This is a genomic window from Pseudoalteromonas sp. PAST1, from assembly GCF_021532515.1.
GTDB classification, from domain to species: domain Bacteria; phylum Pseudomonadota; class Gammaproteobacteria; order Enterobacterales; family Alteromonadaceae; genus Pseudoalteromonas; species Pseudoalteromonas simplex.
In genome coordinates, this window is the sequence record NZ_JAKGBH010000002.1 from 162,758 (window position 1) to 188,195 (window position 25,438).

21 protein-coding genes are annotated in these 25,438 nt (G+C 42.5%); 12 read left to right on the forward strand and 9 right to left on the reverse strand.

From position 1 onward, the window contains the following. Positions 1-7 precede the first annotated feature (7 nt). The 3 genes from msrA to L1272_RS01670 all read right to left on the reverse strand — a co-directional run bounded on the left by msrA (position 8) and on the right by L1272_RS01670 (position 4,780). The gene (msrA, locus tag L1272_RS01660; RefSeq protein WP_054551107.1) at positions 8-541 is read right to left on the reverse strand and encodes a peptide-methionine (S)-S-oxide reductase MsrA; all 534 of its coding nucleotides are present in this window, start codon (positions 539-541) and stop codon (positions 8-10) included. 84 nt (positions 542-625) lie between these two features. Continuing rightward, positions 626-3,724, reverse strand: a complete 3,099-nt coding sequence (locus L1272_RS01665; protein WP_235372613.1) for an efflux RND transporter permease subunit — start codon at positions 3,722-3,724, stop codon at positions 626-628. Between the two features lie 3 nt (positions 3,725-3,727). Further along, positions 3,728-4,780, reverse strand: coding sequence for an efflux RND transporter periplasmic adaptor subunit (locus L1272_RS01670; RefSeq protein ID WP_138619266.1), 1,053 nt, complete (start codon positions 4,778-4,780; stop codon positions 3,728-3,730). A 242-nt stretch (positions 4,781-5,022) separates the two neighbouring features. On the opposite strand from L1272_RS01670, the gene L1272_RS01675 reads away from it, so the two are divergent. The 4 genes from L1272_RS01675 to L1272_RS01690 all read left to right on the forward strand — a co-directional run bounded on the left by L1272_RS01675 (position 5,023) and on the right by L1272_RS01690 (position 8,379). Continuing rightward, entirely contained in the window at positions 5,023-5,736 is a 714-nt protein-coding gene (locus L1272_RS01675) for a DUF2982 domain-containing protein (RefSeq protein WP_138599679.1), read from the forward strand. 27 nt (positions 5,737-5,763) lie between these two features. Next, complete coding sequence (locus L1272_RS01680; RefSeq protein WP_054551111.1) at positions 5,764-6,096, forward strand: hypothetical protein; 333 nt, start codon at positions 5,764-5,766, stop codon at positions 6,094-6,096. Between the two features lie 83 nt (positions 6,097-6,179). After that, entirely contained in the window at positions 6,180-7,856 is a 1,677-nt protein-coding gene (locus tag L1272_RS01685; protein ID WP_194441805.1) for an Lcl C-terminal domain-containing protein, read from the forward strand. Between the two features lies 1 nt (position 7,857). Next, positions 7,858-8,379, forward strand: a complete 522-nt coding sequence (locus L1272_RS01690; RefSeq protein WP_194441804.1) for an Lcl C-terminal domain-containing protein — start codon at positions 7,858-7,860, stop codon at positions 8,377-8,379. Here the strand turns inward: L1272_RS01690 and L1272_RS01695 are convergent. Beyond that, entirely contained in the window at positions 8,367-9,476 is a 1,110-nt protein-coding gene (locus tag L1272_RS01695; protein ID WP_054551114.1) for a tRNA nucleotidyltransferase, read from the reverse strand. The genes L1272_RS01690 and L1272_RS01695 overlap by 13 nt on opposite strands. Before the next feature lie 125 nt (positions 9,477-9,601). Here L1272_RS01695 and L1272_RS01700 point away from each other — a divergent pair, with 125 nt between their 5' ends. Next, a complete protein-coding gene (locus L1272_RS01700; protein WP_138599682.1) occupies positions 9,602-10,522 on the forward strand; it encodes an ExeA family protein in 921 nt (306 codons plus the stop codon). Positions 10,523-10,535: 13 nt separating this feature from the next. Then, a complete protein-coding gene (locus tag L1272_RS01705) occupies positions 10,536-11,585 on the forward strand; it encodes a general secretion pathway protein GspB (RefSeq protein WP_194441803.1) in 1,050 nt (349 codons plus the stop codon). A 20-nt stretch (positions 11,586-11,605) separates the two neighbouring features. Here the strand turns inward: L1272_RS01705 and L1272_RS01710 are convergent, their stop codons facing one another. After that, positions 11,606-12,814, reverse strand: a complete 1,209-nt coding sequence (locus L1272_RS01710; RefSeq protein ID WP_054551117.1) for an HD-GYP domain-containing protein — start codon at positions 12,812-12,814, stop codon at positions 11,606-11,608. 152 nt (positions 12,815-12,966) lie between these two features. Further along, a complete protein-coding gene (putA, locus tag L1272_RS01715) occupies positions 12,967-16,770 on the reverse strand; it encodes a bifunctional proline dehydrogenase/L-glutamate gamma-semialdehyde dehydrogenase PutA (protein WP_138599685.1) in 3,804 nt (1,267 codons plus the stop codon). Between the two features lie 166 nt (positions 16,771-16,936). Here putA and L1272_RS01720 point away from each other — a divergent pair, with 166 nt between their 5' ends. Beyond that, positions 16,937-17,419 (forward strand): winged helix-turn-helix transcriptional regulator, encoded by a 483-nt coding sequence (locus L1272_RS01720; RefSeq protein WP_054551119.1) that lies wholly within the window; start codon positions 16,937-16,939, stop codon positions 17,417-17,419. 72 nt (positions 17,420-17,491) lie between these two features. Here L1272_RS01720 and L1272_RS01725 read toward each other — a convergent pair whose 3' ends face one another. Further along, positions 17,492-18,019 (reverse strand): TetR/AcrR family transcriptional regulator, encoded by a 528-nt coding sequence (locus tag L1272_RS01725; RefSeq protein ID WP_054551120.1) that lies wholly within the window; start codon positions 18,017-18,019, stop codon positions 17,492-17,494. 120 nt (positions 18,020-18,139) lie between these two features. Here L1272_RS01725 and L1272_RS01730 point away from each other — a divergent pair, with 120 nt between their 5' ends. Next, positions 18,140-18,340 (forward strand): hypothetical protein, encoded by a 201-nt coding sequence (locus L1272_RS01730; RefSeq protein WP_054551121.1) that lies wholly within the window; start codon positions 18,140-18,142, stop codon positions 18,338-18,340. 74 nt (positions 18,341-18,414) lie between these two features. Here L1272_RS01730 and L1272_RS01735 read toward each other — a convergent pair whose 3' ends face one another. Further along, complete coding sequence (locus L1272_RS01735) at positions 18,415-19,014, reverse strand: TIGR04211 family SH3 domain-containing protein (RefSeq protein WP_054551122.1); 600 nt, start codon at positions 19,012-19,014, stop codon at positions 18,415-18,417. Positions 19,015-19,227: 213 nt separating this feature from the next. Here L1272_RS01735 and L1272_RS01740 point away from each other — a divergent pair, with 213 nt between their 5' ends. After that, positions 19,228-20,748, forward strand: a complete 1,521-nt coding sequence (locus tag L1272_RS01740; RefSeq protein ID WP_054551123.1) for a CYTH and CHAD domain-containing protein — start codon at positions 19,228-19,230, stop codon at positions 20,746-20,748. 37 nt (positions 20,749-20,785) lie between these two features. Next, complete coding sequence (locus L1272_RS01745; RefSeq protein ID WP_171041494.1) at positions 20,786-21,397, forward strand: START domain-containing protein; 612 nt, start codon at positions 20,786-20,788, stop codon at positions 21,395-21,397. 41 nt (positions 21,398-21,438) lie between these two features. Here L1272_RS01745 and metK read toward each other — a convergent pair whose 3' ends face one another. Then, positions 21,439-22,590 (reverse strand): methionine adenosyltransferase, encoded by a 1,152-nt coding sequence (metK, locus tag L1272_RS01750; RefSeq protein ID WP_054551125.1) that lies wholly within the window; start codon positions 22,588-22,590, stop codon positions 21,439-21,441. A 266-nt stretch (positions 22,591-22,856) separates the two neighbouring features. On the opposite strand from metK, the gene tkt reads away from it, so the two are divergent. Continuing rightward, a complete protein-coding gene (gene tkt / locus L1272_RS01755; RefSeq protein ID WP_235372614.1) occupies positions 22,857-24,848 on the forward strand; it encodes a transketolase in 1,992 nt (663 codons plus the stop codon). Between the two features lie 264 nt (positions 24,849-25,112). Then, positions 25,113-25,355: a hypothetical protein gene (locus L1272_RS01760; RefSeq protein ID WP_235372615.1), complete on the forward strand. Its 243-nt coding sequence runs from the start codon at positions 25,113-25,115 to the stop codon at positions 25,353-25,355. Positions 25,356-25,438: the final 83 nt, after the last annotated feature.

Consider the following 25,438-nt stretch of genomic DNA (forward strand, 5'->3'; position numbering starts at 1 on the left):
GCTTTTTTCATTTAAGTTTAGCTGCGTAATACTGTTCGAACTTTGCAAGCTTTGGGGCAATAAGAATACTGCAATAACCTTGATTTGGGTTTTCATTGTAATAGTCTTGATGGTACTGCTCTGCAGGGTAAAAGTTTGTAAGCGGACTCAGCTCGGTGACAATCGGCTCACGAATTTGCTTTTGTAAAGCATCAATCATGGCTTGAGATTCTGCTTTTTGCTGTTCATTATGATAATAAATAACACTGCGATACTGAGTGCCGACATCATTACCTTGGCGGTTTAATTGTGTGGCATCGTGTAAAGTGAAGAACATTTCAAGCAGGGTGTTATAGCTCACGATACTACTGTCAAAATCGAGCTGAACCACCTCAGCGTGACCCGTTAAGCCAGTACAAATTTGCTGATAACTAGGGTTTTCAATCTCACCGCCTGCATAGCCAGAGCTGACATTAAGCACGCCTTTCACACGTCTAAATGCGGCATCAATACACCAAAAGCAGCCGCCGCCAAAAGTGGCTATTTGTATGTTGTTATCCATATTAAACTCCCTTATCGTTTTGCTGACTATAGCCGAAAAAACAAAACGCCGTAAAGACGGCGTTTTGTATCAATAAAGTGCGTTTTAAATTTCTTCTAACGGCTTGTCTTTTGCTTGCTGTTCTAACTTGCTTTGTAAGTACTCAGGCGACTGAGTATTTCGAGCAAGTGCACTGTATGCTGCAGGTACCACGAATAAGGTAAGTAAGGTTGCAACAATAACACCAGTAAACACCACCACACCAATTACCATGCGGCTTTCTGCACCTGGGCCACTTGCAAGAACCAGCGGTACCGAGCTCATTACTGTGGTCAATGAGGTCATAATAATTGGGCGTAAACGCTGCGTAGCAGCTTGGCTAATCGCTTCGTTAAACTCAACGCCTTTATCGCGCAGTTGGTTGGCGAACTCAACAATCAAGATACCGTTTTTCGCACTTAAACCTATCAGCATTACAATACCAATTTGGCTGTAAATATTTAGAGTAAGTCCGGTGAACCACAAACCAAATAATGCTCCCACTAAACCAAGTGGCACAGTAAGCATGATCACAAATGGGTGAATAAAGCTTTCAAACTGGGCTGCAAGTACTAAGAAGGTGACTGTCAATGCCAGTATGAATACATAGGTCATTGCCGATGCGCCTTCATAGAACAGCTGCGATTCACCCTTGTAGTCAATTGCACCGTCGATGTCGTTTTCTTCTGCTGCAACTTGATTTAAGAAGTTAAGCGCTTCTTCTAGGGTATAACCATCTGCTAAGTTCGCACTTAACGTAATTGCGCGCATACGGTTATAACGGTTTAAACGCGATGCTGTGGCTTCTTCTTTTAAGCTAATTAAGCTATCAAGCGGTACTAATTCGCCACTGCGTGATTTTAAATAGATATTTGAGATATCAGTCGGATTAGCAAAGTCTTCTTTGGTGCCTTTTAAAATCACATCGTATTCTTCACCACGGTCGATAAAGGTCGTTACGCGGCGTTGGCCTAACATGGTTTCGAGTGTGCGGCCTACATCTGATACAGAAACCCCTAAATCAGCGGCTTTGTTTTTATCAATATTGATTAAAAACTGCGGGAATGTTTCTTTGTAATCGTGATCGATTCTTACCAAGCCAGGATTTTTCTCAGCACGCTCAATGATACGGTCTCGCCAATCGGCTAGTTGGTCGTAATCGTTACCTTGCAGTACAAATTCAATCGGGCGAGATGAACCACCGCCACCAATACCACGGCGCATAATTGCAAATGCACGCACATCGGTCACTTCAGTCATTTTGCCGCTGATTTCGTCCATTACTTCCCATGTTGAGCGCTTACGCTTATCCCAGTCGGCCATACCAATGATAGCAACACCACCTTGGCCACCCCAGCCAGGTACACGAACAAGCACTCGGCTTAATTCACCAGATTCAGAGTAAGGCATTAAACGTTCTTCAATTTTTGCCATGTTTGCAGCGTTATTTTCATAACTTGCGCCCTCAGGACCACTCATCATGATAAAGAAAGTACCGCGGTCTTCTTTTGGCGTAAGCTCTGATGGCACTTTTTGAAATAGCATAAAGCTGGCAACACCAGCCAAAATCATAGTCAGTAGCAAGCTCCACTTACGGCCCATATTTGAAGCCAGAGAGTTACGATAGGCGTTTTCGATTTTGTTAAAGGTTCTATCCATCCACTGGCTAAACTTGCTTTCTTTTTCTGAAGCTTTCAATACTTTAGAGCAAAGCGCTGGAGAAAGTGTTAATGCCGTAATACTAGAGAAGAACACTGCGGCGCTTACTGCCATCGCAAATTCTGTGAATAGGGCACCAATACGGCCATCCATAAACACTAGCGGCACGAACACCGCAATCAGTACGAGGGTGGTGGCAATAATCGCAAAGCCAACTTCACGGGCACCACGAAATGCAGCAAGCAGTGGTGGTTCACCCAGCTCTATACGGCGGTGAATATTCTCAAGCATTACAATCGCATCATCCACTACCAAACCGATAGCAAGCACGAGTGCCAGAAGAGTTAACAAGTTGATTGAGTAACCCATAGCGAGCAAGAACATAAAGCTGCCTACTAACGCCACTGGTACGGTTACAGCAGGCACTAGGGTTGCGCGAATATTGCCTAAGAATAGGTAAATAACTAATACAACCAGCGCCATTGAAATCCCAAGGGTTCTATATACTTCATCAATCGATTCTTTGATGAAAATTGATGAGTCATAGCTGTCTTGAATGGTGGTGCCTTCTGGCAGGTTTCGCTTAATTTTTTCAAGCTCAGCGCGGGCATTATCAACCACGGTTAGGGTATTGGCTTTGGCTTGCTTGACGATACCCAAACCAATCATATTACGGCCATTACCACGGAATAAGCTTTCGTCGTCAGCAGCTTCTAGGTGAACATCGGCCACTTCACCTAAACGTACTAAATAGCCATCATCACCACGTTTGATCACTAAGTTTCTAAAATCTCGCTGATCTTTATAACTACGCGCGGTACGTACTGTAAAATCACGGTCGATAGATTCGATTTCACCGGCAGGTAGTTCAACGTTTTCAGTGCGTAAGGTGTTTTCAATATCGCTACTGGTAATACCGCGTGCTGCCATCGCTTTACGGTTTAACCAGATTTTCATGGCGTATTTACGCTCGCCACCCACGCGTACGTTAGAGACACCATCAACAACGGCTAATCGGTCAACAATAAAGCGCTGTGCGTAATCAGATAACTGTAATGAATCCATGGTAGTACTGTTTAGTACGAACCAGGCAATAGGGCTTTCATCACTGTTTGACTTAGAGACCTCTGGCGGGCGAACTTGCTCTGGTAAGCTATCAAGGGCACGAGCTACACGTTCGCGTACATCGTTTGATGCGGCATCGATATCGCGGCTGATATTAAACTCAATGGTGATGTTTGAGCGGCCATTTCGGCTCGACGAGTTAATACTTTTAATGCCTTCGATACCCGAAATGCGGTTTTCGAGTACTTGGGTGATTTTAGTTTCAATGATCTCTGCGCTGGCGCCGGTGTAATCAGTGCTCACACTAACAATCGGTGTTTCAATATCTGGGTATTCGCGCAGTGGTAGCATAGAAAATGCCACCAAACCAAAGGTAAGTAACAACAGGTTTATTACGATCGCAAAGACCGGGCGTTTAACGCTAGTATCAGTAATTTTCATGGTTTAGCCCTTGATACTTACTTTGCTGCCAGTACGGATCTTAATGATGCCTTCAGTCACGACTTGCTGACCATTTTCAAGGCCTTTATCAATAGCTACCCAGCCATTGTGACGACCCGCTACATGTACTTCGACTTTGTTAGCAACGCCATCTTCAATTTGGAACACGTAGTGTTTGTCTTGCTGAGGAATGACGGCTTTCTCTGGTACCATTAGCGCTTGGTTTGAGCTTAACTCTAATGCTGTATTTAACAGCATGCCTGGGCGTAATAGGCCTTTTTCATTGATAAAGCTTGCTGTCACTTCAACGCTACGAGTGACTGAATCGATACGCGAGCTAATGTGGGTCACTTTACCGTTGAAGGTTTTTTCTGGGTAAGCATCATTTTGCGTCATCACTTTCATACCCAGTTGTAACTGCGCTAGGTATTTTTCTGGCACTTTAAAGTCGACTTTAATGATACTGATATCATCAAGGGTGGTGATGTTTGTAGTATTGCTAACATAAGTACCAATTGAAATCTCGCGCTTGCCAAGTAAGCCAGAAAACGGTGCTTTAATTGTCATTTCTGCCAGCTTGGTTTTGGCGCTCTCAAGCTGCGCCTCGGTTGCATCAACACGTGAAAGCTGCTCTTCTAGTAAAGATTTAGCCGTTGATTGTGAGCGTGATAGTTCAGTGAGACGATCAAGTTGACGGCGCTCTTCGCGTAAATTAATGCTTAGCTCTTTAACTGCTAATTCTTCTTCTTGAGACTGTAACTGAACCAGTTTTTGACCTTTACTGACTAAGTCGCCATCATTGAAAAATATATCGGTAACATAATCGTTTTGCGCACTGCGAATATAGATCGCTTGGTTAGCACGAGCACTACCTATTGCTTCTATGAGCACAGCATTTTCTTCAGATGTGACAGTGTGAGCTGTTACTTGAGTTGCAGCGCCTGAGAAGTTGCTCTGCTCACCTTGGCTCGAAGGAAGGTATAAGTAAATGCATAACCCTAGAAAAAGGGTAATAATAAAAGGGAATAGTGCCTTACCAGATTGTGTAGAGTACATCGTCGTGTTACCAGAAATTTAGTTGAGTGTAGTGTACAAAATTAGTACGTGCCACGTATGTCAGGTATCTCATAAATTTGTGCATTTAGCGTAAAAGTGAAAAGTTATGCTAATTTGTTCCTTTATTGTGACAAATTAAGAAAGGTTTAGAATGAGTAAAGCACCAAAGTGTAATTATTGTTTAACGCTCAGAAAAATAATATTGGTCACAATTGTGATGTTTATTTTTTACTTCTCTGTTTATGGATAAAAATCTTCCTGCACTAAAAGTGCGTGCTCAATCATCTCGCCATGGCAGTGAGTTTTTAATTGTTGGCGGAATTGGGTTAATCATTATTATGCTGGTTAACTTATTGAGACCCGGTGAAATTAGCATTGTTGAGATTTTTTTAGCCACAACCTGCATAGCGGCAATTTTTATTGGCTTTTTAAAAACTCAAGAACCATACTTTAGCTTAACTTTTACTCAGAATTTGCTTATTTATCATCATAAGATTGGGAATTGGCAGTTAAATCGTGCTAATTTTCATCATAGTGGTATACCAAAAGTGGAACAGGGCTTAGAATACCTTGAGTTAAATGCAGTTGGTATTAAACTCAATAACATAGATGAATTTTTAACACAGATTCACCCAAGAATTGCCGGACGATTACTTATCGAGCAACGTCATTTATTTATGCAAGTCATTCAAAAGTATTGCAAAAATGGTGATTGCCCATCAGAATGGTTAATAGAAGAGACGGACTACACGGCCCCTAGTGGTCAGATTTATAAAGGATTGATTGCCATGTTTGCCAATCGTACGCAACATTTAAGGCAGTTGACAGGATACGATTTACTATTACCTGCCAATGTTCTTGATGTTGATATTTGGCAATTCAGTGCTGATTTGAATCGTTGGAAACTGAACCCTAAAGAGTTTTTAGAGACTCGCTTACAGAAAAGTAAGCTATAGGCGGCAGTTATGTAGTAGGAAAAGACTATGAGTCAAGAACGTTCTTTTATTAAAAGCGGTCGAAACACAATTATACATAAAGATAAGAAACTCGATTTAGTGGTTGTGAATGGTGAGAACCATCCGCGCATTAAAGTAACTCAAAATGGTTTAGAGCCGTTTAAAGAAGACCTGCCAAAAAATCGTCGCGAGGCTAAAGAGCGTTATTTAGAAATGGTGTATGTATCAAGCCCAGATGTATTTGCAGAAGAAAAACGTTTGTTGTTTATCCAAGCCCTAGATGGCAGAGAATACAAAGTAGATTACAGTAAAATAGGCACCAAGCTCTTCGTACGTATCCACCAAGAAAGTTATTTATAACCCCAAGTTTGGCATTTTAATTGCTAGTTGTTAGTTTATTTGGCAGCCGGTTATTGCCGGCTTTGTATTTTAAGGTGGTATTCATGAGATTAGTGCCTCTTAGCCTAATAGCATTAACAACATTAACAGCTTGTGGTGGTGGCGGTTCGAGTGATTCGAATACAATCGCAGCGACAGTTAATGCTGGCTCAGATCAACAAATTATTGAAAAAAGTGAATTTACTGTCTCAGCTAAAGGCTCTCCTGCTGATGGTACCTTTACCTGGGAGCGAGTCAGTGGCCCCGCAGTAGAAGGTTTTCCTGCCGAAGGTGCTGAACAAACCATTACAGCTCCTGATATTAAACTTAACTCAGAACTTGTTTTAAAAGTAAATTACCAAACCGACGATGGGCAACTTGTTTCCGATCAGGTCAGTATTTTTATTACCTCGAATAATCAACTGCCAGTTGCAGTGATCACCCAAACTGCGCCAGAAGAGTTACCGTCAAAATATAATGATGTGATCACATTAAGTGGCGAAGAATCTGCTGATATAGATGAAAACGGTACAGTTGACAGTTATTTATGGACTCAACTTGATGGCCCTGATTTAACGGCTGACAGCTACAACAACCAAACCATTAGCTTTACTCACCCACTACTTGAATCAAATACAGCGATGACATGGCGTTTAACTGTAACGGATGATGAAGGTGGATCAGCAAGTACAGAGGCGTCGTTCACCTTAAACAAAACGGTTGAGGTAATTATTGCTGATGCAGGTGTTGATCAGCAGGTTATCGAGTTTGATACCGTAACCCTTGATGCCAGCAATAGTGAAATTGTGACGGCAACAAAATCATGTTTTTGGCAGCAATTAACAGGCGAAACTGTGACCTTGGCAAACCAGAACCAATGTATCACGACGTTTGTAGCCCCTGATGTTGATACCGATTCAGAGCTTAGTTTTGAAGTTACCGTGACAGACAGTAAATCGCGTAGCGACACAGATACAGTGATTATTGATATTAGCCCAAAACCACTGGGGTTAATTAACGATACCGGGATGAGTGATTGCTACAACAATTCGCAAAAAATTAACTGTGACAGCGAAGACTTCCCAAGCCAAGACGCAGATATAGGTCGTGACAGCGTCGCAAATCAGCTCGATAAAGTCGGCCTAGGTGATTTGGCATTTGATTTTACTAAGATGAATGAGTTTGCTGACGAACTTCCAGATGATGCGACTAGCTTTAGTTGCGTACGCGATAATGTAACTGGGCTTATTTGGGAAGTAAAAGAAGCAAGTTCAACATTGCCACCGGCAACCTCCGAGCGTGCAGCATCAAATCATTATACTTGGTATTTAAATGGTTCAAGCGGTGTGCAAACGGGTAGTGTACAAGGGGCTGCGGGCTCTACCTGTCCAAGCACCAGTGACTGTGGCCTACAAACTTACATTAATGATGTGAACAGCAGCGACTTTTGCGGTGGTACAAACTGGCGTGTGCCAACTTACACGGAATTATTAGGGTTATTAGATTATGCCAAGCAAGGTGAGTCTACGTTACTTAACAGTGACTTCTTCCCAAATCAACCAAGTGATACTCAGTTAAGCACTGGTAGCAGTTCATTTATGCCTTATTGGACTTCGCAAACCGCGGCAGACGGTACAAGTTTATCGCAAGCTTATATTATCGATATGAGTAGTGCTAATGATTTAGCGTATCCGAAAAGTAACACCGCCTTTGTGCGCTTAGTTAGAACGCCAGGAGAGTAATATGCGAAAGTTACCATTAATTACAGCACTTACTGTTATTGCTCTGCAATCGGGTTATGCCGCTGCGCAAGTATGTTATAGCGCTGTCAATGAAACGACTCCTGATAGCCGCTTTATTATTAACGAAGATGGCACAGTGAGCGACAGCGAAACAGGTCTAATGTGGCAACGTTGTACGTTTGGTCAAAGCTACAACACTGAAACGGATACGTGTGAAGGTAATAGTCAGCAGCTTACTTGGGGCGAAGCTTTACGCGGGGCTGAAAATGCAACCTTTGCTGATTACAGCGATTGGCATGTGCCAAATGTTAAAGAGTTAGCCAGTATTTTAGAGCACAGTTGTGTGCAGCCTAGCATTAACGAAAACGCATTTTTATCGACTAAGCTGCAAAACTATTGGAGTAGCACTTCAGGTATCAGTCGTACTGATCTAGCTTGGGTGTATCAATTTGATAAAGGCATCAACAGTCTTCACGCAAAAACGTCCGATGTTTATTTGCGTTTAGTGCGCTACGAAAAGTAGCCTTTAATAATCTCTAACCGCGCTTGCTCAAGCGCGGTTTTTATTTCTGCGCCTTTAATACCTTGTGCAATAAACTGTTGCGGGCTGACTGCTCGTGCTTGCGTGGCTGCGTTTTTGAGAGAGTCATAACAAACTACAGGCTGTTGGTGACTAACTTCTAATGTTTTGAGTACTTGCTCAAAACGTTCAGGGCGACGCCATAAATCAAGTTGATTAAAGCAAGCAAAAACGGTCTCGCTAGTCGGCTTTTCTGCACTTAAACTTGTTTGATGAGTTTGGCTAAACAGCGCTAAATCGCGCACTTCATTAGGTAAGCGTATGTTGCTAGCTATCGCTTTTATCTCATTGCTTGAAAGCGCTAAGGTAACTTGGCTGAATAATAACGCAGTGTCACTAATTTGTTGTTCATTCGCATAGGCAAATCGAGCTTGTAAGGTACGGTAAAGCTCATCACACCATTTACTTTCAAGCTCAGGGCTAATTACATACAGGCCATGGATGCTGGCAAGTACATTTAGAAACTCGCTAAATGCGCCATCACTGAGGGATTTTTCGCATTCTAACCAAACGCGTTCAGCAGTTAGCGTGTTCAGTTCACCGGCTTTAACCATCTCGGTCAATAGTGACTGGGTTTCTGGCGCAATAGTAAAACCTAGGTAATGATAACGAGCAGCAAAGCGGGCTACTCGCAATATTCGTAGAGGGTCTTCACTAAAGGCATCTGAGACATGGCGTAAGACACGATTTTCAAGATCCTGCTGGCCAGAAAATGGGTCAACTAAGCTGCCATCTTGGGCTTGTGCTATGGCGTTTACGGTGAGATCTCGACGAACTAAGTCTTGCTCTAATGTGACATCCGGCGCGAAATCACAAATGAAGCCAGTGTAACCTTGACCTTGTTTTCGCTCGGTGCGCGCCAGCGCATATTCTTCTTTACTTTGTGGGTGTAAAAATACCGGAAAATCTTTACCAACTTGTTGATAACCTTGGCTGATCAGTTGTTCTGGCGTGGCACCAACTACCACATAGTCGCGTTCTTTAACGTCACGACCAAGTAGGGCGTCTCTGACTGCGCCACCGACTAAATAAACCTGCATAAAACACCTATAATTTTACCTTTTCGCTATTTTACGTTATTTAACCAATAAAATGTAAACAAGGTTTTAAGTAGCGATGTTTTTTGCCATTATAGACCGTGATTTTAAACGCAAGGAATAACACGGTGTATTTAAGCTATTTTGGCTTGTCAGAAAAACCCTTTTCGATTGCCCCAAATCCTGAGTATTTATTTCTTAGTGAGCGCCACAAAGAGGCATTAGCGCACCTTACCTATGGATTAGGTGAAGCGGGAGGCTTCGTATTATTAACAGGCGAAGTGGGTACAGGTAAAACAACACTAACAAGAAGCCTGCAAGAGCAGTTACCTGAAAACACGCAAGTGGCACAAATTCATAACCCAGCTTTGTCACAGCTTGAGCTGCTTGCCAGTATTTGTGACGAATTAAAGATTGAGTATGACAGCGCGAATGCGACTCTGAAGACGCTTACTGATGTGATTAAAAAGCACCTTGAGGCAAATAATCAAGCGGGCGGTCATACCATTTTAATTATTGATGAAGCTCAATTACTCGCCCCTGATGTGCTAGAGCAATTGCGCCTGTTAACCAATATCGAAACAGATCATAAAAAGCTACTGCAAATTGTGTTAGTAGGGCAACCTGAGCTTCAAGAGTTATTAAAACGCACTGAATTAAGGCAGCTTGCCCAGCGCATTACGGCTCGTTATCACTTATTGCCACTTACTGAAGGGCAGGTGTTTGCCTATGTTAAGCATCGTTTATTTAAAGCGGGGACAGAGCAAGCCTTGTTCTCAGGGGATGCGTTAAAAGCGATTTATCAGGTTACTCAAGGGGTGCCGAGATTAATCAATTTGTTGTGTGAGCGGTGCCTCGTTGGTGCATTTTCACAGCAAAAGCTAAGTATTGACAGTGAGCTTGTAATGCTCTCTGCTGCTGAGGCTCTTCCTCCAACCAGTACCCCTGTTGCAACAGTAACAAATAAAGAGCCGAGTTATGTTTGGCTTTACCCAGTTTCATTTTTAGCCGTATTAGGAATGGGTATTGGTTTATCCTACCTAATATAACGAGTGTTCATTTATGTCCTTATTATTAGATGCAATTAAACAGTCTGATCAGCATGCACAAACTGCTGTAGATCATGACCAAGCCGCTCTTGCGCTCAAACAACAGCAAGAATTAACGCGCTATCGCCGTTTGGCCTTTTCATTTGGCCTATTACTGGCGGCGATATTAACCCTTATGGCAGGTTTTTCGATTGGTAAATGGTTACAGCAAACTAAAGTTGCTGAGCAGCCAAAGGTTGTTAATAACAGTAATGAAGCCGCAGAAAGCGTTGCGACTGAAGTTGAGGCAAACCCTGAAACACAACAACCAACGATGCAACAGCAAGTAGCACAAAGCCAAACCCCGCAAGTGACCAATAACTCAGGGCAATCAGCTGCCATGCCACAAGGGCAAGTGCAACAATCTGTACCGCAACAAATGATGCAGCAGACTCCAGTGCAAGGTCAGCAATATCAGTGGGTGCAAGTACCTGTCAATTCAGCCCCAGTGTATGCTAATCAAGGTTATCAAGTTCAGCCTCAGTACCAGCAGCAAGCTATGTATCAAAATCAGCCCGTGTATCAATCACAGCCACAGTTTTCGCAGCCAATGCAGCAAATCAATCCGCAGCAAATGAGCAGTAATGGCATTGATTTAAGTAAATATAAGGTGCTAGGCAAGCCGCTTGATGGTCAGCCAAGTCAACCGGCTTCTCAACCATCAACAAATGATGAATTAAGAGATGTGCCAGATACATTGAAAGATGCCTTTGCTAAAGCGGTTGAAGATGTTGATAACAAACATAGTGTTGATATTACCCGTAGCACTAAAAACACGTCTTATGCAGAGCCTATTGAGCTCTTGCCTGACGCATTACAAAGCCTTATTCCTACCATTAAATACCAAGCGCATATTTATGCTTCAGAAACATCGAAGCGCTGGATCAAGTTAAATGGTCGAGAGTTATATGAAGGCGATAACATTGGTGTTCTATCTGTGGTTGAAATTACCCCAGAGCAGAGCTTATTAAGTTACGATGGCTATGAGTTTACCTTAAAAGCATTACAAGACTGGCCTGAATAGCCAGTCCTGAGCTTAAGGGATTAAGGTAAAATTGAGTTCTTAAAAAAGCGGATCAGGTCGATGTTGAACTCAGTCGGCCTGACGGCGGCTTCTAAACTGTCGTGACAGCGACTATTTGCTAAGTTTATATCCTGTATTTCGGTATAGCGTGCATGTTTAGCGTTATAGAACACTTTAACTTGAGGTTTTAAAGGGCTAGTAGGGTTACTGTGAGTGACCACACCTAATTTTTGGCTTTCAAGTTTCACTAAGGTGCCGACTGGGTGAACACCGATGCACTGAATAAACTTAGTGACTAGGTCTCCGTCAAAGCTATCTGGACAGCCGTCTTTTAATATTTTAAATGCCTTAATTGGCTCCATACCAGCTTTATAGACCCGCTCTGCGGTTAATGCATCATAAACATCAACAATCGAAGCCATACGTACGTACAAGCTAATCTCTTCAGCACTTTTACCAAATGGGTAGCCACTGCCGTCTAAGCGTTCGTGATGGAAGCCTGCTATATCAACAGCAATTCCGCTCAAGCCTGCTTGTTCTAAAATTTCTTTACTAAAACGAGCATGGTCTTGAATAGTTTGGTATTCGGCATCGGTTAATTTGCCGGGTTTATTGAGTATTTCATCGGGAATATTTATTTTTCCAATATCGTGCAGTAAAGCACCGGTCGCAAGCTCCTCAATAATGGTTTTTTCGATACCTAAGTGTTTAGCAAAGATACTAATTAAAATCGAAACATTGATTGAATGTTCAAGTAGATAAGTATCTTTGTCACGCATACGGGTGATACAAGCAAGCGCATCTTGGTTACGAAAAACCGAGTCAATAAATCCAGTCGCGAGCTCTTGAAAAGGGGCAATATCAATTTTGTTGCCATTACGAATATCGTCAAAGGCTTTACTTTGTAATGATCTTGCTTCGTTATATAAGTTATTGGCTTTAGTCATTTCTGCCGACACACTGTGAGTGGTGTGCCAAGGATCGAAAGCGGCAGCGTCTCCTACTGGTTGCGGATTGTGTTGCTGCTCAACCACTTTATTGTCACTGTCTAAGGTCAGTGTTTTGTCTGGATCGATCGCAATTTCTAATATGCCAGCTTTGATCAGCTTGTCTATACTTCCCTGTGTTTTAACCCAACCTTGGTTTTTTATACGGATCTTGCCTGTTTGTTTTGTCACGCTCTGTACAAACATGCCCGGCTTAAGTTGATTGATAGGAAGTGTTTTCAAGACCTTTACTTCTAAACGACTACAATAATATAAAATTAGCAGAAAGTTCGTGTATCAGTAAATAATAATAGTAAAAAGGAGGGGTTTTTATGGCTGTAAACAAAAAGCCCTCGACTAGCGAGGGCTTTCTCATTTAGTTATTGCAATACAACTTACTCGTCGTCTTCAACCAAGGTCATTAGTGATGTGTTACCACCTGATGCGGTTGTATCAACGCTGATTGTTTTCTCAGTCAGTAAGCGCTTGATTAGCGTGTCGTAGTACTCAGAGCTGATCACTGGCAGGATTGCACCTTTACGTTGTGCTAGCTGCTGGCTAAAGTAGCCTAAACGTGATGAACGAGCTGCAACAACCGCACCTGCAAGGTGAGGGTGCGCTAAGATAGCTTGTAACTGATTAGGTTTAGCAACTTGGAATACACCTTCAGCGATACCTGTAGAGATAAACTTGTCTCTGAATGCAACCGCTTCGTCAAAGAATAACTCAGAAGCAACCGTGATTACCGTGTTACCAGCAGCAAGTGCTGTGATAACCGAAATTGCCCAGAAGTTAAATGACGTACTCTTATCTGCATAACAAACCACACAACCACGAGGCTCTAAGTGAAGTGTGTTTGACTCACCCGTTGGCCCAGGCAACACAGTGTGCTTACGCATGTGTTTTTCAAGACGGTTAAGTTGCGCACGTGCATCAGCTAGCGTTAATGCTAAGTCATCGGCAAGCTCGTCAATAATTTCTACAGTCGCTACTTTTGCAAGTAATTGACGTACAGCAGAAACTCGGTCATTTAGTGGTGTCGCACGCCAGATCTTCTCATCGCGTAATGAGTTATCCATTAGCTTAGCAACTTGCTCAGCTGCACCTGAATAGTGGTGAGTATCTAACTCATCAGGTGTTAGGTTAGTCATTTGTACGTTATCTGGTGATGCTTTTTCTTTCACTAGACGTTGTAGGTAGTTAGGGCCACCCGCTTTAGGACCAGTACCAGATAAACCACGGCCACCGAAAGGTTGTACGCCAACAATCGCACCGATCATATTACGGTTGATGTAAACGTTACCCGCACGTGACATTTTCGCTAGGTACTCACAGCGCTCTTCGATACGTGAATGCACACCCATCGTTAAGCCAAAGCCCGTGCCATTGATTTGGTCAATCACGTTATCAAGCTCTGTGCCTTTAAAGCGGATGATATGTACACAAGGACCAAATACTTCGCGCTTAAGTACAGATAAATCTTTGATTTCGTATAAACGAGGCGCAAAGAAGTAAGCACCATTTTCACTGTTATCAGGAATAGCACACTCATAGTGAAGTGTTGCATTACCTTTTAAGTATTCAACGTGGTCACTTAAGTTTTTAAGTGCTTTTTCGTCGATAACCGGGCCGATATCAGTTGAAAGTAATGAAGGGTCGCCAACGTGAAGTTCTTTTAAAGCGCCTTTGATCATCTCAATGATGCCATCAGCAACGTCTTCTTGTAAGAATAATACACGTAGTGCAGAACAGCGTTGACCAGCACTTTGGAAACCTGAACTGATTACATCATCAACAACTTGCTCTGGTAGAGCAGTTGAGTCAACGATCATACAGTTTTGACCACCCGTTTCAGCAATAAGCGGTACTTGAATATCATTACGCGCAGCCAATGTTTGCGAAATAACAGTACCGGTTTCTGTAGAACCTGTGAACATAACAGCTTGAATACGCTCATCAGGAACGATTGTTTTACCTACTTCGCTACCACGAGCAATAACAGGTTGTACAACGTGCTCTGGTAAGCCAACAGATAGCATAAGTTCAATGGTACGAAGTGCAATTAAGCTTGTTTGCTCAGCAGGTTTAGCAATAACTGTGTTACCTGTCACGATTGCCGCAGCAACTTGACCTAGGAAGATTGCAAGTGGGAAGTTCCATGGGCTGATACATAAGATCACACCACGTGCTTCAAAACGCTCATCTTCAGAAAGTTCCTCAGCGCGTGCAGCGTAGTAGCGGCAGAAATCCACTGCTTCACGAACTTCATCGATACCATCTTGAGTTACTTTACCTGCTTCTTTGATACACAGTGCCACTAACTCATCGTGGTGACGCTCTAAGATATCAGCAACACGGCGTAATAGGTTTGCGCGCTCTTTTACTGGCGTTTGTGACCATGACTCAAATGCTTTTTCTGCATTTTCTAAAAGTGCAGTCATTTCGTCTGAAGATTGTAGCTTCACATGACCAATGATTTCTTTGTGATTCGCAGGGTTCTTCACCGGAAGAGAGCCTTCTGGCACATCGCTTAATTCAATGCGGTGCTCAGCAAACCAGGTATCAAGGTTTTCTTTAAATGGTGTGATTACATTGATATCAGTTAAGTCCATGCCTTTTGAATTAGCACGTTCTTCACCGTATAAATCAATTGGCATCTTAATTTGCGTGTTGTACTTGTTACGTAAACCTTGCAGTGTTTCTACAGGGTCAGGTAACAGTGATTCAACAGGCTTAGTGGTATCAACAATCGCATTTACGAATGATGAGTTTGCACCGTTTTCTAATAAGCGACGTACTAAGTAGGCAAGTAAGTCTTCATGTTGACCTACAGGCGCGTAAACACGACATTGAATTTTTTCTTGGCTTACGATTTGGTCGAATAACGACTCACCCATACCGTGTAGGCGTTGGAATTCAAAACCTTCGTTGTCACCTTTTGCAACTTCTAAAATAGTTGCCGCAGTGTAGGCGTTGTGTGTAGCAAATTGCGGGTACAGTACATCACGTGCTTCAAGTAGTTTGATAGCACAGGCTTTGTAAGAAACGTCTGTGGTCGCTTTACGCGTGAATACCGGGTAGTGATCTAAACCATCTTGTTGAGTGGTTTTGATTTCTGTATCCCAGTATGCGCCTTTTACAAGACGAACCATTAGTTTACGACCAACGCGACGAGCTAGCTCTGCAACCCATTCAACCACAAAAATAGCGCGTTTTTGGTATGCTTGAACTGCTAAACCAAAGCCGTTCCAGTTACCTAAATCGTCATCACTGAATACCGCTTCAATAACATCTAAAGAGATATCTAAGCGGTCAGCTTCTTCAGCATCAACAGTAAAGCCGATATCGTAGCTTTTCGCTGCAAGCGCAAGTTCTTTTAACTTAGGTACGATTTCAGCAATAACACGTTCACGATGTGTGAATTCATAGCGTGGGTGAATCGCAGAAATTTTAACTGAGATACCAGGGCTCTTGATTGGACCACGGCCATTTGCCGCTTTACCAATTGCGTGGATAGCTGTCATGTAGCTGTTGAAGTAACGCTCCGCATCTTTCATTGTGCGTGCGCCTTCACCTAGCATATCGTATGAGTATACGTAGCCTTTTTGCTCTTTATCGGCTGCACGTTCAATCGCTTCGTTGATAGTACGACCCATAACGAATTGCTTACCCATGATCTTCATCGCGAAGTTCACAGATTTACGAATAACAGGTTCACCTAAACGACCAATTGTTTTTTTAAGAACACCGAATTGCTGCTCTTTTGATTTGTCGCTGTAGTTAACCATTTTACCGGTTACTAACAGACCCCAAGAAGAGGCGTTTACAAATAAAGAATCGCTGCTACCTAAATGCGAGCTCCAGTCACCTTTAGCAAGTTTGTCACGAATTAGTGACTCTTGCGTTGCTTTATCTGGAACACGTAATAGTGCTTCTGCAAGACACATTAATACAACGCCTTCTTCACTCGAAAGTGAGAATTCATTTAGTAATGCATCTACACCGCTTTGACCATCCTGATCGCGACGGATATTTAAAACCATTTGACGAGCACGTTCCCACGCTCGGCTACGCGCTTTCACGCCTACTTCAGCCAAAGGCAAAATATGATCAATAACCGCATTTTCGTCAATACGGTAGAAATCACGGATCTTTTGTCTAATTGGACATTCAGTTGTCAAATCGCCATTAAATAGCATATGTAACCCTCTGGTATGTGGAGTCTAGAAATGAACTTATTGCATTTCTTACCATTGATATAATTCGTGCATTCTAATTAAAATCCAGCAGAATATGCTGGTTAAATTTTTCGATTTACGATAATTTACAGGGCATACCGTTAACTTAGCCGCATAAAATTCTGTTATGACCAGTCCGAATAGATTACGCATGTTAGATCGCATCGATTTAGCAATTTTAGACGCTCTGCAAAAAAATGGCAGAATATCGAACGTAAACCTCGCAAAACAGGTAAATCTGAGCCCAAGCCCGTGTCTAGATCGTGTAAAACGTTTAGAGCAAGAAGGCTACATCGAAGGCTATTACGCAAAGCTTAGCGAAGCTAAACTTAACCAGAGCTTGTTAGCACATGTACAGGTCTCGTTGGTGACCTCGAATACATCAGTATTTAAAGTGTTTCGCGAATATATATTGAATATTCCACAAGTGGTTGAATGCGACATGGTCGCTGGTGGCTATGACTACCTATTAAAAGTACGGGTCTCAGATATGGATGAGTATCGCCAAGTACTGGGTGATTTAGTAGATATTCCCGGGGTGGGTACGCATCACACCTATATGGTGATCGAAAAAATAAAACAGGACACAGGCCTTAGATTCGATATTTAACGTAAGGAAACCGAGTGGTTTCCTATCTTTCTGTAGCACTGAACGAACGGCGCTACAGTTTATACAACTAACCTAATTGATGTTAATTTTTGATAGTTTTGCTTTGAGTGTTGCCAGCATCGAATCGACAGAACTGTCTTCCTGATTAAGCCCTTCCATGAGCGTCATAAAGTAAATATCAATAATGATATCTGCATCTAAAGCGGTTGCTTCATTGTCATTGATCAGGCGCTTTTTGAATGCTTTAAGCTGCGGTTCAAGCTCGTTCTGTTGCCACATAATTTCTTTAAATAACTCTCGGCTAAACTCCTTTTTTGCAAGGTAAAACTCATAAAGAAAACAAGCGTAATGGTACATTCTATCTGTCGCTGTAGTACTCGAATCTGAGTGTTTAGCGCGGCTTAGAATGTCTTCTAGTTCACTCTCAAAACTGTATTTAAGAATCTCAACTTTAGTCGCAAAGTGACTAAATACTGTGCCATTGGCGACATTAGCTGCTCTTGCAATATCTCGTGTGCTGGTCTGGTGGTAGCCGAGCTCTGAAAAAAGCTGCCATGAGGCTGTAAGTATCTGTTGTTTTGTTTGCTCTTTTTTGGTCACTGAACACTCCAATTTTTATGCTATTTAACCAGAAATTAAAAAAAACTCAATCAAAGGTGTTGTAAATTGAGCGCGCTCAATATTAAAATGAGCGCGCTCAATTAGATGGATGGTTGCACTATGAATAAATTAAAACGCTTAATTGGTTATGTATTATTCGTACCTGGTATTTGCTTTTATAGCTTTATCTTAGGCCCTCTGCTTATTGCAGTGCTATTGCCTGGAGGCTTGATATTGTTATTGCTTATCTTAGGTTACAAAGAGGGGTTTTTAGTGTTAAAGCAAGAAGTGTTTAATACTCTTAGACAAAAATGCTCTTGAGTAAAAAGTGGATAAGTTTAAAAAATAAACCCTGCAAAATGCAGGGTTTATTTTTGTCAAAATGAGGAGGAGGTTTATGCCCAGCCGTCGTAACGTTTACGACGAGATAACACCACGGTTAGGATAATACCAAGTAGTAAGCCGATGAACGCAATTGCGCCGCCATAAGTTAATAACTGACGTTTCTCTTTGGCACTGGCTGTTTGCTTAGCGTTACGCTCAGACTCAATGGTACTTTTAAGTGCTTCAATTTGCTTGCTAAGCGCTAGGTTTTGCTCTGTTAGTGATTTGTTCTGCTCTTGTAGTTGTGGTAATTCAATTTCAGCTTGACGAAGCTGTTCTTGCATTACCGTCATGTCGTTATTCAGCGCTTGAAACTGTTGTTGAATACCTGCGTTTTCAGTAACAAATTTTGACTCTACCCAACCTTCACGATCTTTATCATCACGAATTTTAAAGTAGCCATTATCTTCACCCGACAATAACACTATTTGTGTACCTGCATCGACTGAACCTAAAATGCGGTAGTTTTTGCTTGGACCTGAGTGCATAAAGGTGTACAGGTTATCGACTATGTAGGCGGTGTTTTGGCTGTCGCTGCTTGGTGCTTCTTCTGCGTAGCTAATAAAAGAGGTGGCCGCAAGGAGCAACCCAAAAATACACTGTTTTAACATCAATCTACCTTGTTAATGTGATCTTGCCTATAAGTGGCTAAATTTATAATTTCTTTATGTATAGAGATAGTAGGGATTTCAACTATTAATAGCAAGGCTGATATTGTAATCCGTGCGTGGGCTTAACCGCAAAAAACAGGAAAAAATTTGCATTAACAGTCTGCTTTGTTTATTTTGATCACTTATTTATTTTAAATGTACTCCGCAAAGCGAATGGATACTGAGATAGAACTGAAGTTTTTGGTGTCAGATGCCGTTGTTCCACTGATCCCCGCATTAATTACCCAATTTGCAAAAACCGTTACCAATAAACCGTCACGCAACTTACAAAATGCTTATTACGATACGCCAAGCCGAGAATTACGTGCTTTAGATATTGGCCTTCGTACTCGCTGTTGTGATGGTGAGTGTGAGCAAACCATCAAGCTTGCTGGCGAAGTGGTTGGTGGCTTACATCAGCGCCCTGAATACAATTTGCCACTGTCAGGTAATCGCCCTGATTTACTTGCATTTGATGCTGCTATTTGGCCGCATGGTATGCAAGTGCCTGCCATCGCAGAAAACCTATACCCAATTTTTAGCACTAACTTTATACGCCGTACTTGGTTACTCGAAACCGAAAATGGCGCAAAAATTGAAGTGGTATTAGATAAAGGTGAAGTGGCGGCATCGGGCCAAGTTGAGCCAATCTCTGAACTTGAAATCGAACTGATTGAAGGTAGTCGCAATGAGTTGTTTGCTTTGGCAGATAAACTGGTAAGTGAAAGCCATGTTCGCTTAGGGCTTTATTCTAAAGCTGCTCGAGGTTATCGTCTTGCAGATGACAAACCATTAAAAGCAAGCAAATCAATTGGCTTTGTGCCACTAAAACGTGGTGCAACCCAAGAACAAGCCTTAGTAGAAAGCATTAACTACGCGATTCGCTTTGTACAAAAACATGAAGCCTGCTACTTCATAAAACCAAGCTTAAAAACCCTTAAGCGTGTCACCGACGGTATTCGTTTAATTCGCCATACATTTTGGCTGTTTGACGATATTGTTAGTAAAGACGATACCGACTCATTACGTACAGAATTAAAGTGGTTATTAAGCGAATTAGCATGGGTTGAAAATGCTATTCAGCTAAAAACCTACACATCTAAGCGCCACGCGTACTACAAAAAAATCAACAGTGCGCCTGAGCTCACTCAAGTTATTAATGACTTAAAAGAGTTGCAGCCAAGCATTGAAGATATCGAAAAACTTTTCCATAGCACCCGATACAATCGCTTATTATTACAATTAACAACCTGGTTGATTGAAAAACAATGGCGTAAGTCATGGGGGCAAACTGAGTTTCAAGCTGCTGAAAAACCTGTTGCCGATATTGCTAAGCGTTTATTTGCTAAAGATTGGCACGATATGCACGAACTTATTCCTGAGCAGCAAGTGTTTACAGATAAAGACTATTTGGCACTGCGCACCCGCCTTGAAAACTCATTACTCAGCGGCAACTGCTTAGGCGCTTTGTTCGATAAAGAAGATCGAAACGAGTTTCGTATGCCGTGGGTTGATATCTCTCATGGTATTTATGAGTTAAGCACCCTTGAGTACTTAAAGCAGTTATGTGCAGGGCAAGACGACTTAGAGCTAACAAAAATTCAATCATGGCTTGATCAAAAGTCAGAGTTTTTGGTCAGTGCAATGGAGCAAAGTCGCCACGCGTCATTTAATACAGACCCTTATTGGTTTTAAATAAATGCGCTTGTGCCTATGGATAGGGTTAGCATGTTTGAGTCTCTCGGCAGTGGCTAACCCTATTGAATGGCAAACCTACAAACAGCAAGACGATATAAAGGTTAGCTATAAAAAGCACGAAACTGGCATTATAGAAATTAATGCTTCTGTGCTGGTAAAAAATGCTAAGGCCAGTGACTTTATGGCGCTGTTAAGTGATACCGACAACGCGCCCAATTGGCTCGAAAATGTTAAAAGCGTGACTTTAATGGAGCGCTTAAGCCCCTCAGAAACCCTTGTTTACACTCACTTTAATTCGCCTTGGCCGGTGTTAGATCGCGATTTGGTGAGTTACTCTTGTTATCATGCCTTAGGTGAACATAAAACAGAGCTAAAAATTATCAGTCAGCCATACGCTAAAGCAGAAGTCTCTGGGGTTGTGCGTATTAAAGAGCTCAGGGCTTATTGGCGTTTAGAAGAGCAGCAAAGTAATTTATTGGTAAGCCATCAGGCCTATGCTGATCCGGGTGGCTCAATCCCGCATTGGTTGAGCAATAAGGTATCGCTAAAGAGCGTTTATAAAACGCTACAAGCACTGACAGAGCAATTAACCAATAATCAGTTCTCGCGAGATAACTTAATAAGTCAGTTAGGTTCGTGTTCATAAAAAAAGCGCCAAAAGGCGCTTTTTTCATTTTATCTAACCTATTACAGGCCAGCAGCTGCGCGAAGTGCGTCTGCTTTGTCTGTACGCTCCCAAGGGAACTCATCACGACCGAAGTGACCATAAGCCGCAGTCGGTTGATAGATAGGACGCTCAAGATCAAGCATTTGGATTAAGCCGTAAGGACGTAGGTCGAAGTGCTCACGTACTAATTCGATTAGACGCGCTTCTTCTAATTTACCTGTACCAAATGTCTCGATGCTGATAGATGTTGGCTCTGCAACACCGATAGCGTAAGAAACTTGTAGCTCACATTTGTCAGCAAGGCCTGCAGCAACCACGTTTTTAGCAACGTAACGAGCAGCATATGCAGCTGAACGGTCAACTTTTGATGGATCTTTACCTGAGAAAGCACCACCACCGTGACGAGCCATACCACCGTATGTATCAACGATGATTTTACGACCTGTAAGACCACAGTCACCCATTGGGCCACCGATTACGAAACGGCCAGTTGGGTTGATGAAGAACTTAGTTGCGCTAGAGATAAGCTCAGCTGGAAGAACTGGCTTAATGATCGTTTCCATTACCGCTTCAACTAAGTCGTTTTGTGAGATTGAATCACAGTGTTGAGTTGAAAGAACAACTGCATCAATACCAACAGGCTTGCCATTTTCGTATGCAAACGTTACTTGAGATTTTGCATCTGGGCGTAACCAGTTAAGCTCACCGCTTTTACGAACTTCAGCTTGGCGCTGAACTAGACGATGTGAATAAGTGATTGGTGCAGGCATTAAAACGTCAGTTTCATTACATGCGTAACCGAACATTAGACCTTGGTCACCAGCACCTTGCTCTTCAGGTCGAGCACGGTCAACACCTTGGTTGATGTCTGGAGATTGTTTACCGATAGTGTTTAGGATTGCACAAGAGTCAGCATCGAAACCCATGTCTGAGTGCGTGTAACCGATTTCACGTACTGTTTTACGTGTGATTTCTTCGATATCAACCCAAGCGCTAGTTGTGATTTCACCACCAACCATCACCATGCCAGTTTTAACGTAAGTCTCACATGCAACACGGGCATGAGAATCTTGCTCTAAGATAGCATCTAGAACCGCGTCAGAGATTTGGTCCGCGATTTTATCCGGATGACCTTCAGAAACAGATTCAGAAGTAAATAAATGTTTTGCCATTGTATTTCTGCTCACAAATATTGCGCTTCACAAACGTCGGTAATAGCGCTAAAAAATTAAGGGGCGTATTTTATCTAAAACAAATATGTTTGCATAGTAATTTTACGCCTAGACGTCCATTTAAAATTAGTAATAACGTATTGTTCTTAACAAACGCCCATAAATGGTGCATTTAATGCGGATTTTTAATTGCACTGTACCCTTACAATAAGTAAGAATGGGGCTTCATAAACAACCAGCGCAAATACATAAAGGTAGGAGAATTCATGCCATCACGCAAAGAACTTGCAAATGCTATTCGCGTCTTATCAATGGACGCAGTACAACAGGCCAAATCTGGTCACCCTGGCGCACCTATGGGCATGGCAGATATCGCAGAAGTACTATGGCGCGATTATCTAAAGCACAATCCAACGAATCCAGAGTGGGCAGACCGAGATCGATTTATTCTTTCGAATGGCCACGGTTCAATGCTGATCTATTCTCTACTGCACTTAAGTGGCTATGACTTACCACTAGAGGAAATTAAAAACTTCCGTCAAATGCACTCAAAAACACCGGGTCACCCAGAGTATGGATATGCACCAGGTATTGAGACTACTACGGGTCCATTAGGTCAAGGGATCACAAATGCAGTGGGCATGGCAATTGCCGAAAAAGCGCTAGCTGCACAGTTTAACCGTGAAGGCCACGATATTGTTGATCACTTCACGTATGCATTCATGGGTGATGGCTGTTTAATGGAAGGTATTTCACACGAAGCCTGTTCATTAGCCGGTACATTAGGCCTAGGTAAACTAGTTGCGTTTTGGGATGACAACGGCATCTCAATTGATGGTGAAGTAGAAGGTTGGTTCAGCGATGACACACCAGCGCGCTTCAAAGCATACGGCTGGCACGTAGTTAGCGATGTTGATGGTCATAACCCTGATGCAATTCGCGCCGCTATCGAAGAAGCGCGTAGCATTACTGATAAGCCATCATTAATCTGTTGTAAAACAGTGATTGGTTATGGTTCACCTAATAAATCAGGTAGCCATGATTGTCACGGTGCACCACTAGGTGAAGACGAAATTAAAGCATCTCGTGAGTTCCTTGGTTGGACTGGCGATGCATTCGAAATCCCAGCTGATATCTATAGCGAGTGGGATGGCAAAGAAAAAGGTAAGCAACTAGAAGCAAGCTGGGACGAAAAATTTGCAGCTTATGAAAGTGCATACCCTGAACTTGCTGCTGAGTTTAAGCGCCGTACAAACGGTGAGCTACCGGCAGATTGGGCTGAAAAGTCACAAGCTTACATCGAAGAGCTACAAGCAAATCCTGCAAACCCTGCAACACGTAAAGCATCACAAAATGCATTAAACGCGTTTGGTCCGTTACTACCAGAATTCATGGGTGGCTCTGCTGACCTTGCTGGTTCTAACTTAACACTTTGGGATGGCTCAAAAGGCCTAGAAGCTAACGATGCTAGCGGTAACTACATTTTCTACGGCGTACGTGAATTTGGTATGTCAGCGATTATGAATGGTATTGCACTACATAAAGGCTTTATTCCTTACGGTGCTACATTCTTAATGTTCATGGAATACGCACGTAACGCAGTACGTATGGCGGCATTAATGAAGCAGCCAAGCATCTTCGTATACACGCACGACTCAATTGGTCTAGGTGAAGATGGTCCAACGCACCAACCGGTAGAGCAGATCGCAAGCATGCGTTTAACGCCTAACCTAGTGAACTGGCGTCCATGTGACCAAGTTGAGTCAGCGATTGCATGGCAACAAGCTATTGAGCGTAAAGATGGCCCAACGTCACTCATTTTCACTCGTCAAGGCCTTGAGCAACAAGCGCGTACTGCACAACAGTTAGCCGATGTGAAAAAAGGTGGTTACGTACTTAGCTGTGACGGTGAGCCAGAGCTTATCCTTATTGCAACAGGTTCTGAAGTACAGCTTGCACAAGATGCTGCTGCAGAACTTCGTTCACAAGGTAAAAAAGTACGTGTGGTATCTATGCCTTCAACTGATTTATTTGATGAGCAAGACGTTGCATATAAAGAAAGCGTACTACCAGCAAGCGTTACACGCCGCGTAGCAATCGAAGCGGGCATCGCAGACTACTGGTACAAATACGTAGGTCTAAATGGTGCAGTAGTTGGTATGACTACATTCGGTGAGTCAGCACCTGCAGGCGAGCTATTCAAGCACTTTGGTTTCACTGTTGAAAACATCGTAAACAAAGCAAACGCCTTGTTCTAAGCTTAAGCCGCTAAAATTTAAAAGCCCGCCCTGTTAGCTACAGCGCGGGTTTTTTTGTGTTTGACTGGTAGGTTGGGTAGAACGGAGTGAAATCCAACACATTTGCTGGCACATAAACCTTACTCCTCGTGGCGTGCTCAAGTACGCTCTTCAATTATCACATCATGCAAATTGTTAAGCTTTCCCTATGTATTATAAGGGATTGGTTAATAGTGGCTTTCTGCTATATTATCGTCCAGTCAAAGTAATATTTAAGGAATGAAAATGAAATGGTTGTATATGCTGGCTTTACTGTTAGCTAGTTTTAATAGCTTTGCTTTATGTTTTGATATGTCGTTTTTTCGAGTGGGTGTTTGTGGAGACGATCTTGAAAGTATTAGTATCGATTTACCATTTATTTTATGGGTGCTTGCGGTTGTTTTCTTTGGGCAGTTATTAGTAAAAAGCAAGGTTAATGCTTACTCCCGAATTCAGATAATAAGTGCACCACTCATGGTTAAACGGTGAGAAGAGATCAACTGCCTGTTGGTGGTACTCTATCGTCGCCAAACAAACAGAAGCATTTACCATGAGTTACAAGCAGTTGATCG